Genomic DNA, 14,083 nt, shown 5'->3' with positions numbered 1-14,083 from the left:
CGCTGCCCTCTACGAGAGTTTCAGTCTTCGCCGGGCAGTTTTGCGGAGGCTGACATGAACGCCCCGGCACTCGACGTGCCGCTCGACAGCGCCGATCTCCGGCGCCGGGACTGGCGCACCATCGGGCTGATCGGCGCGGCGCATGCGTGTTCGCATTTTTTCCAGCTGGTGCTGCCCACCCTGTATCTGTCGCTGGCGGCGCAGTACGGCTACGACTTCGTCAAGCTGGGCCTGCTGGCCTCGGCGTTTTTCCTGGTTTCCTGCCTGGGGCAGGCCTCTTCGGGCTTTGTGGTGGATCGCATCGGCCCGGCGCCGGTACTGCGTTTCGGCCTGGCCTGCTTCGTGCTGTCGGGGGTGCTGATCGGCGCGTCGGCGGGCTACCCCATGCTGATGCTGGCCGCGCTGGTGGGCGGGGCCGGTAATTCGGTGTTCCATCCGGTCGACTATTCCATCATCAACCATCGGGTCAGTATGCGCCGGCTGGGCCATGCCTTCAGCGCGCATGGCCTGACGGGCAACCTGGGCTGGGCGCTGACCCCGGTGTTCATGGCGGGGATCATCCATGTGGCCAATTGGCGCGTGGCGGCCTTCGCCGCCGCGGCGCTGGTGGCCTGCGTGCTGCTGCTGACCTGGCTGGGGCGCGGCCTGCTCGAGGGGGGCGACGATTCCCACGCCGCTGCGGCTGCGCGTGGTGTTGCGGGTGACGCCGCTGAAGGCGCGGCGAACGGGAACGGTGCGGGTGCGGCCCAGGCTCGTCCTGCGCCGGCCCGCGAGCCGGCGCTGCGCACGCTGGCCACGCTCGCCAGCCGCCCGGCCCTGTGGGGGGCCTTCCTGTTCTTCGCCTGCACCGCGATGGCGCTGTCGGCGGTGCAGAACTATACGATTCCGATGCTGGGGCAGGTGTACGGCCTGGACAAGGTGCTGGCCGGCTCGGCGCTGTCCGCGTATATGCTGGCCGCGGCGCTGGGCATGCTGGCCGGGGGTTTCCTGGTGGCGGCCACGCCCAATACCGAACGCACGATTGCCGTGTCGCTGGTGCTGGCCGGGCTGCTGCTGGTGTGGCTGGCTTCCGGAACGGTGGCTTCGTCGTGGGCGGTGGCGGTAGTGGCCCTGGCGGGCTTCTGCTCGGGGGTGTCATCGCCGTCGCGCGACATGCTGATCCGCAGAGTCACCCCCAAGGGTGCGGTCGGCACGGTCTACGGCCTGGTGTATTCGGGCATGGACGTGGGGTCTTCGCTGGGGCCGGTGGGTTTTGGGGTGTTGCTGGATGCCGGCTATACCCAGGGGCCTTGGCTCGGGGCAGCCATGGGCTTCGTCGCGGCGGCGCTGCTGGCCTTGTGGGTGGCCAGGTTCGCCGCGCGCCCGGTGCCGGCGCCGGCCGCGGCCTGAGCAAGGGACGGCGCCGGCGGGGCCGCCACGGAATCGCCCTGGGAGGGTGGCCCTTCAGCTCCAGGGTAAAGAGTATGTCTTCACGTGGGTGAAGCTCTTCATTGCTTCCTGTACGCCTTCTTTATAGCCCAGGCCCGAATCCTTGATGCCGCCGAACGGTGTCAGTTCGAGCCGGTAGCCGGGCACCTCTCGCACGTTGACGCTGCCGACTTCGAGTTCGGAGATGAAACGCGTGACATAGTCCATGCGATTCGTGCATACCGAGGACGACAGCCCATAATCGGTCGAGTTCGAAATGCGGATCGCGTCGTCGATGTCGCGGAACCGGATCACCGGCGACACCGGCCCGAAGGTTTCGTACTTGACCAGAGGCATGTCGGGCATCACGTAATCCAGGACAGTCGGCGAATAAAGCGCGCCTTTGCGGATGTTGCCATACAGCAGTTTGGCGCCACGGCTTACCGCGTCGTTGACCTGCGCTTCGAATGACTTTGCCGCGGCTTCGTCGATGACGGTACCCATGTCGGTGTCGGGATCCGCGGGGTCGCCCCAGTGCCACGCGCGGGTCTTTTCCACCAGCAGTTCGACGAAACGATCGGCTACGGCCTCGTGCACCAGCATCCGCTTGATCGCCGTGCAGCGCTGGCCGGAGTTTTTGTACGAGCCCGACACGGCCAATGTGCTGGCTTCGTCGAGGTCGGCGTCTTCCATCACGATGATGGGGTCGTTGCCGCCGAGTTCCAGCACGGCGCGGCGGTAGCCCATTTTGCTTGCTATGTATTTGCCTATGGATACCCCGCCGGTGAAGGTGATCAGGTCGACTTGTTCATTGGTGATGAGTTCGTCGCCGATTTCTGCCGGGTCGCCGGTGAGGACTTGCAGCATCTCTTGGGGCAGGCCGGCGGCGTACAGAATGTCTGCGAGCAGATAGGCGGACAGCGGCACTTTTTCCGACGGCTTGACGACGATCCGGTTGTTCGTGGCGATGGACGGCACGACCTTGTGCGCAACCTGATTCATGGGATGGTTGAATGGCGTGATGGCGGAAATTACGCCCAGCAGAGGATCCCGCTGCGTATAGACGCGCCGCTGCTTGCCGTGGGGCGTCAGGTCGCAGGAAAACACCTGACCGTCGTCCTTGAGCGCCTCGTTGGCACCGAACACCAGCACATCGCTGACGCGCCCCGCTTCGTACAGGGAATCTTTCCTGCACAGGCCGGCCTCGGCGGTGATCAACAAGGAAATCTCTTCGGTGCGTTCCCGCACGATCTCGGCCGCGCGGCGCAGGATCTGCGCGCGTTCGTAGCGGGTGAGCCTGGCGCGGTATGCGTGAGCGTAGGCGAAAGCGCGCTTGACGTCCGCAATCGTTGCCTTGGGCACGGTGCCTACCAGTTCGCCGGTATAAGGGTTGCGGACTTCGATGAGCTGTTCGCGCCGGATCTGTTCTCCGCAGATGCGCAGCGCCTCATGGCGTACCGGCAAAGACGGCCGCGATTCCACGATGGCATTCATGCTGTCTCCTGACAGGAAAGAGGATTATTGAAGGTGGTTGAGCGCCAGATCGAGGATGTCGAAGTTGCGCAGGCGCTTGCGCTGCGAAACGTCCGGTGTCACCGGACGGCTGAACAGCAGCGGCACAGCCTGTTCGGACAAGCCGCCGTGCGAGCGCAAGGGGGCGTCGAGGCCCGACAGGTCGTGGCGTGATTCGCTGGTGCCCAATACGACATTGCGTCCGGAGACCACGATGACGTCGCCGAGCCGATCTTGCGGCAGCTCGAAGCGTTCGCAGCCGTCCGCACCGCTGAGTGCCAGTTCGATGCCGCTGCGCTCGCGCAGCCTGGCCAATACGCCGGCCTGATCCGCCGAGGGCGACAGATATATGGTGGCAAATGAGCCCAGGGCGCCATGGTGCACCACATAGGGGTCGGTAATCGGCAGGATCACGCGCGCCACGCCGGCACCCAGCCAGGCGTCCAGCTCGTCTTGCAGGTAGATCACGTTCGGTCTGCCCTGGGCGTCGTGTTTGTCGTTCATGCCGTGATCCGCCGTAATCGCGACGGTAGCGCCCAGCTCGGCGATACGCTGCAAGTAGCCGTCCATCATCCGGTAGAACGCGTTGGCTTCGGCGCTGCCCGGCGCGTGCTTGTGCTGCACATAATCGGTGGTGGACAGGTACATGAGGTCGATCGGGCGGGTCTCGAGCAGGCGTACGCCGGCCGCGAACACGAATTCCGACAAGTCGGCACTGTACACGTCCGGCACCGGCTTGCCGACCAGCCCCAGCACGTCCGTGATGCCGTTTTCGGCCTGGGTGGCTTCATCGGCCTTTTCGGACGAAAAGCAGATGCCGTCCAGCTTGTTGCCGAGCAGGCGGCGCAGCTTGTCTTTCGCGGTGACGACCGCGACCTTTGCGCCCGCATCGGCGAAGGCGGCCAGCACGGTCGGTGCGCGCAAGTACTTCGGGTCGTTCATCAACACTTCGGTGCCGCTGTCCCGGTCGAAGAAGTAATTGCCGCTGATGCCGTGCACGGCCGGCGGCACGCCCGTCACGATCGACAGGTTGTTCGGGTTGGTGAAGCTGGGTACGACGCAGTCGCCCTTGAGCGCTGCGCCGCTTTCCAGGATTTGGGCCAGGAATGGTGTCGCCCCGGCGCGCGCCGCCTGTGTCAAGTAGTCGTATTCGCAGCCGTCGACGCAGATCACGACGAGAGGGCGATCCATCCAGCGGTAGCTGCGTCCATTTACGTTGATGCTTCGATTTTGCGTTTCCATGAGGACTTCCTTTGAGTAATCGATTTGGGACGGCGCCTTGGGGCTGCAAAGAGGCCCCACGCGTGCTGGGTGGGAAGAGCGCGATCTTGAAATTCAGGCGTCTTCTCTTTTGAAGATGAGCAGGCGGTCTGCGGGCAGTTCCACGACTATTTGCCGGCCTTCCACGAGATTCCAGCGGCGCTGGATATCGAAGGAGCAGTCCGCCACAATAGGCCAACCGCGCAATAGCTCGCTGTACATCCGGATGCGCCAGAACGACCCGAGAAACTCCGTGGACTCTATCCGGGCCTCCAGGGTGCTGTGCCCTTCGGCGGCTTGCGCGCCTTCGGGATCCTGGATGACGATGTCGTCTGGCCGCATGACCATTGTGGCGTGCGTAGCGGGCGCCAAGCCATGGTGGCGGCAGCGGAAAACACAGTCACCGACCGTAACGGTATTGCTGTCGCGTGCGACCGCCGGATACTGATTGGCTTCGCCGATGAAATGGGAGACGAATAGGCTTTGCGGCTCGCAGTAGATCTCTTGCGGCGTACCGACTTGTTCAATGACGCCGTGGTTCATGACCACGATCTTGTCGGCCATCGACAGCGCCTCTTCCTGGTCGTGCGTGACCATGATCGTCGTGACGCCGAGCCTGCGCTGCAGTTCCTTGATTTCGTGCCGCAGGTGTACACGAACTTTGGCGTCGAGTGCGGACAAGGGTTCGTCCAGCAGCAGCAGGCCGGGCGACGCTGCCATTGCGCGCGCAAGGGCAACCCGCTGCTGCTGGCCGCCGGAAAGCTGTGCCGGGTATTTTTCTGCCTGATCCGCCAGGCCTACCAGCTGCAGCAATTCGGCTACTCGCGCGTTGATTGCATCGCGGGGCTGCCTGATCGCCTCGAGGCCAAAGGCGATGTTCTTGGCTATGGTGAGATTGGGAAAGAGGGCATAGGACTGGAAGACGATGCCGTAGTCGCGCTGTGCCGCGGGCAGCTGCGAAATGTCGCGGCCTGCCTGGGAGATCGTGCCTTCGGACTGCGGATCCAGCCCGGCGATGGCACGCAGCAGGGTCGTTTTCCCGCAGCCGGATGGCCCGAGAAAGCAAACGAACTCTCCTTCGCTGATCTCCAGATTGATGTTCCTGAGCGCATGGAAGTCGCCATAGCGCTTGCACAAGCCCTGTATGCGCAAATAGTCGCGGGCCGGCGTTTGTCTTGCGTCGATGGCAGCTTTGGGAAAACTTGGGTTCACGGTCGGGCTCCGTAACGATTAGCTCGCCTTTCCTGACGGCAGGTTTCCACGGCTTTTGCTGGCACGGGCCGCGGCGCAAAGGAGGCGGAACTCCTGGGTGGTGGGGTCGACTGTACCGAATCGGTTGGGGTCATAGACACTCGTGTCGATATCGGTGGGCTGTCCTGTAACGATGCTGGCGATGATTTCTCCGTATCCGCCCGAGCCCGCCAGGCCCGAACCGCAACAGCCGCCCGCGACGATCAGGCCTTGTGTCCCGGCCGGCCGGCCCACCACGAACTTGCCGTCGGGTGTGTATACGGACAAACCCGTCATGTGGTGTGCAAAGCCCCACTGGTCGATAAGCGGCGCTACCGCCTTTAGCGCCGTGGCATGATTGATCAGCAGATCGGTGTCGGCGGCTTCGTCCTCCAGGTTCATGCGGCCCATATCCGCTTCGAGCGTCATGGGGTCGTAGGTTTTGGACATTGTTTCCTGCAGTCCGACCAGCAGGCCGCCGACTTCGGGGCGCATATAGGCGCGGAAATCGGGCAGGTACACATTGGGCTGATCCCGCGAGCTTGTGCCGTCCGGTGCCGTAATCCAATAATGGCTGCGGGTCGCCACCCCGGGGAAGCCAAAGCCGGCGCTGGTAAGCAGCCCCATTTCCCAGGCGCCCGCCGCGCATACCACCCAGCGTGCGCGGATGTAGCCTTGCGGGGTCATGACGCCCGTGATTTCGCCGTCTTCCTGCACCAAGGCAGTGGCCTCTATGCCGCGGCGCACTCTTGCCCCGGCCTGGCGGGCTGCCCGCGCATAGGCCGAGGTCAGCAAAGCCCCGTCGGCGAAGCCGTCTTCCGGCACGAAAATAATGCGGTGCGCGGCGTCGAGCGTAAGCCAGGGCACCCGCTCGGAGGCTTCTTGCACATCGATCTCGTGCACGTCCAGGCCAGCCCCGCGCATGACGGATTCCAGCGCGAACATTTCATTCACGCGCTCTTCGTTGAATGCCGCCCGCACGCAGCCCTGCTGGTGGAAGCCTATGTCTTCGTCCAGCACCTGGGCCAATTCGGCGATTGCGCGGCGGGTGCGCCCGATCATCTTGATCGTGCTGACATCGGAACGGGTATGGTTCAGGAAACCCGCGGAACGCGAAGATGCACCGGTGGCCAATTCATTGCGTTCCAGCAGAAGCACGTCGGCGACGCCGGCCCGGGTCAGGTGGTACGCGGCAGAAGTGCCGAGCAGACCTCCGCCGACAATGACTATTTCCGCCTGATCAATGGGGTTTCTCATTACTGCTCCAAAAAATTGGTTTTGTCGCGCGCGTTCCGGCAGCGGCTTTCTGTTTCATGTCGCGCGCCATTTCTGCGTCTTCCTGGAAATGGCGGAGCTGGCCACGATGTGCAGTATTCGCAATGCGATGCATGTGGCGACCATGGTCGTGGCCATTGCCGCGGCGGGCGCATAAGAGCCGGCGTCGTCCATGTTCACCACGGCTACCGAGGCGACTATGGTGTCGGTGCTGTACAGGAATATGGCCGCCGATACGGTGTTCATGGCGCTTAGAAACAGATATATCCAGATGTCCAGCAGGGCTGGTATGCACAGCGGCAAGGTGACGCTCAGCAATACCTTCAGCCGGCTGGCCTTCATGCTGTCCGAGATCAGCTCGAATTCGGGATCCAGCTGGCGCAAAGAGGTCGTCGCCGTAAAGTGACTGACCGTGTAGTAGTGGATGATCGTGGTGATGACCAGGATGGACATGGTTCCGTACAGGAACCCGAATGGGTTGCGCGGCTCGCTCAGGTAGAGCAGTGTCGCCAGGCCCAGCACCAGGCCGGGTACCGCCAGCGGCAGCAAGGTCATGGATTGATAGGTGTCCCGCATCCAGCGTGGCGCCGTGGATTTTTCGACCAGCCACGCACCCGCGAACGTCAGAACGGTGCCCACCGTGGCCACGGCGATCGCCAGGCGCAGCGAGTTGAAATAGCTTTGCCAGCCGGCGCCGTCGAATTGCCCGAAATGGTAGTTGCGCAGGGTGAAGCTCAGGTTATAGGGCCAGAACTTGATGAACGACGCATAGGCCGGAATGGCGATCATGGCGGCCATGGCCACGGTGATCACAACACAGTAGGCCAGCGCCAGGCCGTCGCGCCAGGCGTTGGGCCGGGGCGTGTATGGAATGGATTTTGCCGTCAGCGATGCCTGCTGCCGCTTTCTGGCGTGGCGATCGACCAGAAAGGCGATGAGTGTCGGCGCGAGCATGATGATGCTGACCACGGCTCCCATCTGGAAATTCATCTGGCCGACCACTTGCTTGTAGATTTCCGTGGCCAGCATGGCGTATTGGCCGCCGATCACCTTGGGAATGGCGAAGTCGGTGACGCACAAGGTGAAGCAGACAATGGCGGAGCTGAGCACCCCGTACCTCGTGGACGGCAGCGTGATCGTCAGGAACGTCTTGACGGGGCCGGCCTTCAGGGATTTGGCCGCTTCATACAATCTGCTGTCCGACAGGGCTATGGCGGTGCTGATAAGAATAAAGACGTGGGGAAAGCGCGAAACCACCATGCTGATGATGATGCCTATCGGGCCATAGATCGACTGCCCCATCATCAGTCCGTGCAGATAGCCCTGCGTGCCGAATAGCTGGGTCAGGGCCATGGCCGACAGCAATGTCGGTGTCAACAGCGGCAGCAGCGCTGCGCCCCTGAATACCGGCTTGAAACGCACGCAAGTGTGCGTCAGGCACAGCGCGAATAAATAGGCCAGGACAATCGTCAGTGCAGAGCTGACGACCGCGATCGTCAGGGTATTGGTGATGATGTGATAGGCGCTGCCATCGGCAAAATAGTTGCGGTAATTGCTCAGGCCGACAAAGGCGCCGTCAGTGGACTGCAGGCTTTTCCAGAATATGACTACCAGGGGCAGCATCGAGAAAAGCATCAGGAAAGCGGCCAGGATCGCGAGCAGGGCCGGGGCGCTGCCGATACGTCTGAAAGGGGGCGCCAAGCGACTCGCCAGGGTGGTCACAGATAGCTCCTGTTGAAGGGGGCGCGGAAGTACCCCGGCCTGCAGCGGATGCGAGCCGGGCTACATGCCTGCGATAACGACTCGACGCGCGCCTCAGCCCTTGGCCTTGGTTCCGTAGCGCTTTTCGAATTCCTGGATGATGCGGTTGCGGTTTTCCGCAGCCCATCCGAAATCCTGGTTCAGCAGGCGGTCGATTTCATCGGCGGGCAGGCCTTTCAGCTTGGCTCCGAACTGCGGCATGGCGATCACCACGCGGTTTCTGCCGTAGACGCGCATCGCGTCTTCCGATATTGCCCAGTCGGCCAGCTTCTTGGCCGCGGCGAGATGCGGCGAGCCTTTGATTACCGCGATGCCGTTCAGATCCCAGCCCAGTGCTTCTTTGGGCATCGTTATCGTGATGGGCGCACCTTCCTCCAGCAGGCGGGAGCCGCGCAGCCCGAAGGCAATCCCCACCACCGTTTCGCCGCGCCCGGCCTGTACCGCCGGGGCGCTGCCGGATTGGGTATATCGGCTGATGTTCTTGTTGAGCTTGTCCATGTAGGCCCAGGCCTTGGCCTCGCCCCAGGCCTGGATCCACCCCGAGACGCACAGAAAGCCGGTGCCCGACGCCGCCGGATTGGGCATGACGATCTGGCCCTTGTAGGCCGGCTTGGTCAAGTCTTCCCAGGTCGTCGGCTGCGGGATGTGCTTTTTCTTGCCTTCCGCCGTGTTGTAGATGATGGCGGCGACATAGCCGTTCGTACCTACCCACGATGGCGGTTGGTTCTTGTCCTTGAATTTCGCGGCGATCTTGTCGGCGCCGACCGGTGCGTACGGTTCGATCAGGCCGTCCTTGCTCAACTGCATGATGTCGGTCACGCTCAGGCCCCAGATCGCATCGGCGTGCTGATTGCCCTTTTCGGCTTTCAGCTTGGCCGCGATGATGCCGGTCGAGTTGCGTACCCAGTTGATCTTGATGTCCGGGTGTTTTGCCTCGAAGGCCTGCTTGTAGGCGTTCAGGTCGTCGGTCTCGAACGCCGTGTAGACCGTCAATGTGGTTGGAGCGGCCAGAGCCGTGCCGGCGGCCGCTATCGAAGTGGCAATGAACAAACCTTTTAGCCAGCGTATTTGCATGATGATGCTCCTCTCTTGATGTTTTATGTGGCGGCCCGCGCTTGCATTCGAACTTGGGCGCGGCATAAGGTTTACATAGCAATATCTATTTGTCTAATACATAATCTAGATGGAAAATATTGATAAAATCGATACATAGGAAAAAAGCCCTGCTATGAACTACTTGTACTTGCGTGCGTTCTATGTGGTTGCATCCGAGCACAGTTTTACCCGGGCTGCGCAGGTTTTGAACGTCAGTCAATCCACGCTTTCCAGCCACGTGAAAGCGCTGGAAGAAATTTACGGAATCCGGCTGCTCGAGCGGCGCAACCGCACCGTGGTGCCCACCGACATGGGCGGGGCGTTACTGTCCCAATGCCGGGAGCTCTTTCGCCACGAAGAAGAAATCGACAGCCTGCTCAATCGCGGCCAGAAGCTGCAGGCGGGCAGGCTGAAGGTCGGCGCGGACGGCCCCAAGCATGTATTGCCGGTGCTCGCCAAGTTCAAGCTGCTGCATCCCGATTTCAAGATTTCGCTGTATAGCGGCAACGCCAGAAGCGTTGCCCAGAATTTGCTCGACTATGAAACGGACGTGGCGCTCGTGGCCACTCTGGAACAGCCGCATGCCCAGCTTTACGCGGAGCCCTTGATGAACTATGCGCTGGTCGCGTTCGTTCCGAGAACGCATCGGTTCGCGAGAAAACGCATCATCGAGGTGGCCGACTTGGCGAACGAGCGGCTCATCATGCGCGAGCCTGCTTCGCTGACCCGGCATTTATTGAACAAGAGCCTGGAGCGGGCCGGGGTCGTAGCCAGGGACACGATGGAAATGGACAGCCGCGAGGCGATCCGGGAAGCCGTGGCCTCCGGCATGGGGATCTCGCTCATGAGCGAGATCGAGTTTCCGAGCCACGACAACCGCACCATCGCGCTGCGCATCAATGATCCGGAATTGCGCTTGACCGAGTATGTGGCGTGCCGCAAGAACCGCAAGGACACGCGTGCCATTATGGAGTTTTTCCGCTTGGCCCGGGAGTTCTGCAAGTTGTAGGCCGGCAGGCGGCTCTTGCGGCTCCGGGGGCCACGCAGGGCCGGCCTGGCAGGCCGCCGGCGGGGCGCTCCACCGCCTGTGGCCTCGGCTCGTGCGATCCGGGGACTATCGTTTTTATTGCCGCACGGTGCGCACGTTGGCGACTTGTGCCGGGTGGCTGGCGCGCCAGGGATTGATGTCCAGGCCGCCGCGGCGGGTGTAGCGGGCATACACGAACAGGGCCTCGGGCCGGCAGGCCTGCCAGATGTCGCAGTACATGCGCTCTACGCAATGCTCGTGGAATTCGTTGTGCTGGCGCAGCGACACGATGTAGGCCAGCAGGGCGCCGCGGTCGATGCGCGGGCCGGCATAGCGGATCTGCACGCTGCCCCAGTCGGGCTGGCCGGTTACCGGGCAGTTGGTCTTGAGCAGGTCGGACACCAGGGTTTCCTCGACCCGTGCCGCATCCGCGGCCAGGCGCAGCAGCTGGGGGGCGGGCGTGTAGCGGGCGATGTCCACGTCCAGGCCGTCGATGTTCAGGCCCTGCAGGGGCCGGGGCGGGGCGCAAGGGCCGTCGCTGCGATCCGCGCCATCGGGCCCGTCCAGTTTATATATCTTCACCTCGACCGGCGCGCCGCAGGCCTGCTGCAGATCGCGCTGCATCAGGGTGCACACCTGCGCGGCAGATTCGTGGCGGCTTTCGTTGTAGGAATTCAGGTACAGCTTGAACGACTTGGATTCGATGAGGTGCGTGCTGTCTTGCGGGAAGACGAAGCTGGCGGCGGCGGCCAGCGGCTTGCCGCGCGGGCCCAGCCAGGAGATTTCGTAGGCGTTCCAGATGTCGGCGCCATGCCAGCCGGGCCGGGGCTGTGGCAGGCTGGCGCGGCTGGCCCGTCGTTCGATGGGAAACAGCAGCGCGGGGTCGTAGCTGCGTGGGTAGGCCACCTCGTGGCCCAAGGGGGCGTGCGTAAGCTTGGTATCGATATCGGTCATGGAGCGCCTATTGTAGCTTGCCGCAAGGCTTTTTTCATATTATGAGAAGCCTTTTGCGCGATATAAAACTCGCATGTTGCGAGACAGCATTTCATTTTTCATAGCAGGAAAAACCATTTCTTATTATGAAATAAAATATTTAATACACTGATTTATATATAAAAAATAATTTGTCTTATATAAGATATATGTGCTGTTTGCTATGCAGCAGGAACGTAGAATTTCTCCATGGGTTTCCACTGATTTTTCTACCTTTCCTTCCTCTTTTAGGAGCAGCACCATGAGCACACGTGAAGCCGAAATCCGTAATCTGCAAAAGCACTGGGCGGAAGACCCCCGCTGGCAGGGCATCAAGCGCGGCTACGGCGCCGAAGAAGTGGTGCGCCTGCGCGGCTCGGTGGTGGTCGAGCACACCTTGGCGCGCCACGGCGCCGAGAGCTTGTGGTCGCTGCTGCATTCCGAGCCTTTCGTGAACACGCTGGGCGCGCTCACGGGCAACCAGGCCATGCAGCAGGTGAAGGCAGGACTGAAGGCCATATATCTGTCGGGCTGGCAGGTGGCGGGCGATGCCAACGGCGCGGGCGAGATGTATCCCGACCAATCACTGTATCCGGCCAATTCGGTGCCGCAAGTGGTGCGCCGTATCAATAATGCGCTGACCCGCTGCGACCAGATCCAGTGGATGGAAGGCAAGAATCCGGGCGACGAGGGCTATGTGGATTACCTGGCGCCCATCGTGGCCGATGCCGAGGCCGGTTTCGGCGGCGTGCTCAATGCCTTCGAACTCATGAAGGCGATGATCGATGCCGGCGCGGCCGGCGTGCACTTCGAAGACCAGCTGGCTTCGGTGAAGAAGTGCGGCCACATGGGCGGCAAGGTGCTGGTGCCGACGCGCGAGGCGGTGGCCAAGCTGATTTCGGCGCGCCTGGCGGCCGACGTGTCGAATGTGCCGACGCTGCTGCTGGCGCGCACCGATGCCGATGCTGCCGACCTGGTGACCAGCGACGTGGACGAGAACGACCACCCCTTCATCACCGGCGAGCGCACGGTGGAAGGCTTCTTCCGTACCAAGGCCGGCATCGACCAGGCGATTTCGCGCGGCCTGGCCTATGCGCCTTACGCCGATCTGCTGTGGTGCGAAACCTCCACGCCCAATCTGGAATATGCGCGCAAGTTCGCCGAGGCGATCCACCGCCAGTTCCCGGGCAAGATGCTGGCCTACAACTGCTCGCCCTCGTTCAACTGGAAGAAGAACCTGGACGACGCGACCGTGGCCAAGTTCCAGCGCGAGCTGGGCGCCATGGGCTACAAGTTCCAGTTCATCACGCTGGCCGGCTTCCATGCGCTGAACTACGGCATGTTCGAATTGGCGCACGGCTACGCCCGCCGCCAGATGAGTGCCTTCGTCGAGCTGCAGCAAAAGGAATTCGCCGCGGCCGACCTGGGTTTCACCGCGGTCAAGCACCAGCGCGAGGTGGGCACGGGCTACTTCGACGCCGTGACCCAGACCATTGAAGGCGGCCAGTCTTCGACCACGGCCCTGACCGGCTCGACCGAGGAAGCCCAGTTCGAAAGCAGCAAAGAGCCCGGGCTGAAGGTCGCCTGAGCGGAGGTACGGATTCCGGCCCTGCACGGGGCCGGAAATCGGCACAAGGCCTGCAGCCGGTGGCTGCAGGCCTTGTGCTTGGCTGGTGTCGCTTGTTGTGCGCGGTGGTTGCGCAGTGGTTGCGCGGGTCGCGACTTATGCGGCATCCGCTGGGGCGGCGCACTGCCGTGGGTTTTCAGTCGCAGGCGGTGCCGGCCAGTTGCTGCAGCGCCTGCGGCTGCAGCAGCGTGACTTCGCGCTGGCGCAGCTGGATCAGGCCGTCGCGCGCAAAGCGCGACAGCCAGCGGCTGACGGTTTCCAGTGTCAGGCCCAGGTAATTGCCGATATCCGCGCGGCTCATGCGCAGCACGAACGCTTCGGCGGAATATCCCAGCGCCGCTAGGCGCTGCGAAACATTCAGCAGGAAGGCGGCCACACGCTGCTCGGAGCGCAACAGCGCCAAGGTCGCGGTCATCTGCTGGGAGCGGCTGATTTCTTTGCTGAGCAGGCGCCTGAACTGTTGCTGCAGCGACGGCAGGTGAGGCGCCAGGCCGTCCATTTCGTCGAGGCGGATGACGCATACTTCGGTGGTTTCCAGCGCCACCGCGTGCGAAGCCTGGCGCAATTGCAGCAGCCCGTCCAGGCCGACGATTTCGCCGGGCAGCAAAAAGCCCGTGATCTGCACCTGGCCTGCCGCGTCTTCGAGCTGGGTCTTGATGGAACCCGAGCGTATGCCGTAGACGGCCGCAACCGCGTCGCCGGCCTGGAACAGCGAGCCGCCCTTGGGCAGGCGGATGCGTTCCTTGATGATTTCGTCCAGCACCTGGCGGTCGCGCTGCGACATGCCCAGAGGCAGACACAGGTCGCCCAGCATGCATGTGGAACAGCGGATGGAATCGGATGTAACGGGTATGCGCTTGTGCATGCGGGGCCGGGGCGTCCGGAGGAGGAATATGCGGGATTATATCGCCCGCTCC

11 protein-coding genes are annotated in these 14,083 nt (G+C 62.7%); 3 read left to right on the top strand and 8 right to left on the bottom strand.

The genetic code is table 11. The annotated features are described in order from the left end of the window. Positions 1-54: 54 nt before the first annotated feature. Entirely contained in the window at positions 55-1,389 is a 1,335-nt protein-coding gene (locus CEY11_RS03235) for an MFS transporter (RefSeq protein ID WP_088601907.1), read from the top strand. Between the two features lie 54 nt (positions 1,390-1,443). Here the strand turns inward: CEY11_RS03235 and phnY are convergent, their stop codons facing one another. The 6 genes from phnY to CEY11_RS03205 all read right to left on the bottom strand — a co-directional run bounded on the left by phnY (position 1,444) and on the right by CEY11_RS03205 (position 9,513). Further along, on the bottom strand, positions 1,444-2,901 hold the full coding sequence (gene phnY, locus CEY11_RS03230) for a phosphonoacetaldehyde dehydrogenase (RefSeq protein WP_088601906.1): 1,458 nt from the start codon (positions 2,899-2,901) through the stop codon (positions 1,444-1,446). 24 nt (positions 2,902-2,925) lie between these two features. After that, complete coding sequence (phnA, locus tag CEY11_RS03225) at positions 2,926-4,161, bottom strand: phosphonoacetate hydrolase (RefSeq protein ID WP_088601905.1); 1,236 nt, start codon at positions 4,159-4,161, stop codon at positions 2,926-2,928. Between the two features lie 93 nt (positions 4,162-4,254). Continuing rightward, a complete protein-coding gene (locus CEY11_RS03220) occupies positions 4,255-5,364 on the bottom strand; it encodes a putative 2-aminoethylphosphonate ABC transporter ATP-binding protein (RefSeq protein ID WP_198958825.1) in 1,110 nt (369 codons plus the stop codon). A gap of 45 nt (positions 5,365-5,409) precedes the next feature. After that, positions 5,410-6,666: an NAD(P)/FAD-dependent oxidoreductase gene (locus CEY11_RS03215; RefSeq protein WP_088601903.1), complete on the bottom strand. Its 1,257-nt coding sequence runs from the start codon at positions 6,664-6,666 to the stop codon at positions 5,410-5,412. Positions 6,667-6,720: 54 nt separating this feature from the next. Continuing rightward, complete coding sequence (locus CEY11_RS03210) at positions 6,721-8,406, bottom strand: putative 2-aminoethylphosphonate ABC transporter permease subunit (RefSeq protein ID WP_143322670.1); 1,686 nt, start codon at positions 8,404-8,406, stop codon at positions 6,721-6,723. Positions 8,407-8,499: 93 nt separating this feature from the next. Continuing rightward, entirely contained in the window at positions 8,500-9,513 is a 1,014-nt protein-coding gene (locus tag CEY11_RS03205; protein ID WP_198958824.1) for a putative 2-aminoethylphosphonate ABC transporter substrate-binding protein, read from the bottom strand. A 160-nt stretch (positions 9,514-9,673) separates the two neighbouring features. Here CEY11_RS03205 and CEY11_RS03200 point away from each other — a divergent pair, with 160 nt between their 5' ends. Further along, positions 9,674-10,549, top strand: coding sequence for a LysR substrate-binding domain-containing protein (locus CEY11_RS03200; RefSeq protein WP_088601900.1), 876 nt, complete (start codon positions 9,674-9,676; stop codon positions 10,547-10,549). A gap of 114 nt (positions 10,550-10,663) precedes the next feature. Here the strand turns inward: CEY11_RS03200 and queF are convergent, their stop codons facing one another. Continuing rightward, the gene (gene queF, locus CEY11_RS03195) at positions 10,664-11,521 is read right to left on the bottom strand and encodes an NADPH-dependent 7-cyano-7-deazaguanine reductase QueF (RefSeq protein WP_088601899.1); all 858 of its coding nucleotides are present in this window, start codon (positions 11,519-11,521) and stop codon (positions 10,664-10,666) included. Between the two features lie 280 nt (positions 11,522-11,801). Between queF and aceA the strand changes: the two genes are divergently transcribed. Beyond that, on the top strand, positions 11,802-13,127 hold the full coding sequence (gene aceA, locus CEY11_RS03190) for an isocitrate lyase (protein WP_088601898.1): 1,326 nt from the start codon (positions 11,802-11,804) through the stop codon (positions 13,125-13,127). Positions 13,128-13,302: 175 nt separating this feature from the next. On the opposite strand, the gene fnr is transcribed toward aceA, so the two are convergent. Further along, positions 13,303-14,031, bottom strand: coding sequence for a fumarate/nitrate reduction transcriptional regulator Fnr (gene fnr, locus CEY11_RS03185; RefSeq protein ID WP_088601897.1), 729 nt, complete (start codon positions 14,029-14,031; stop codon positions 13,303-13,305). Between the last annotated feature and the right edge of the window lie 52 nt (positions 14,032-14,083).

It is taken from the genome of Candidimonas nitroreducens (assembly GCF_002209565.1).
In the GTDB taxonomy this organism is placed as follows: Bacteria; Pseudomonadota; Gammaproteobacteria; order Burkholderiales; family Burkholderiaceae_B; genus Candidimonas; species Candidimonas nitroreducens.
The sequence above is the reverse complement of the archived record's forward strand: the minus strand, read 5'-3'. Positions and strand labels throughout refer to the sequence as shown.

Coding starts and splice junctions, on each gene's coding strand:
- phnA (WP_088601905.1), bottom strand. CDS start 4,161: ATGGAAACGCAAAATCGAAGCATCAACGTAAATGGACGCAGCTACCGC.
- CEY11_RS03215 (WP_088601903.1), bottom strand. CDS start 6,666: ATGAGAAACCCCATTGATCAGGCGGAAATAGTCATTGTCGGCGGAGGT.
- phnY (WP_088601906.1), bottom strand. CDS start 2,901: ATGAATGCCATCGTGGAATCGCGGCCGTCTTTGCCGGTACGCCATGAG.
- CEY11_RS03200 (WP_088601900.1), top strand. CDS start 9,674: ATGAACTACTTGTACTTGCGTGCGTTCTATGTGGTTGCATCCGAGCAC.
- fnr (WP_088601897.1), bottom strand. CDS start 14,031: ATGCACAAGCGCATACCCGTTACATCCGATTCCATCCGCTGTTCCACA.
- queF (WP_088601899.1), bottom strand. CDS start 11,521: ATGACCGATATCGATACCAAGCTTACGCACGCCCCCTTGGGCCACGAG.
- aceA (WP_088601898.1), top strand. CDS start 11,802: ATGAGCACACGTGAAGCCGAAATCCGTAATCTGCAAAAGCACTGGGCG.
- CEY11_RS03235 (WP_088601907.1), top strand. CDS start 55: ATGAACGCCCCGGCACTCGACGTGCCGCTCGACAGCGCCGATCTCCGG.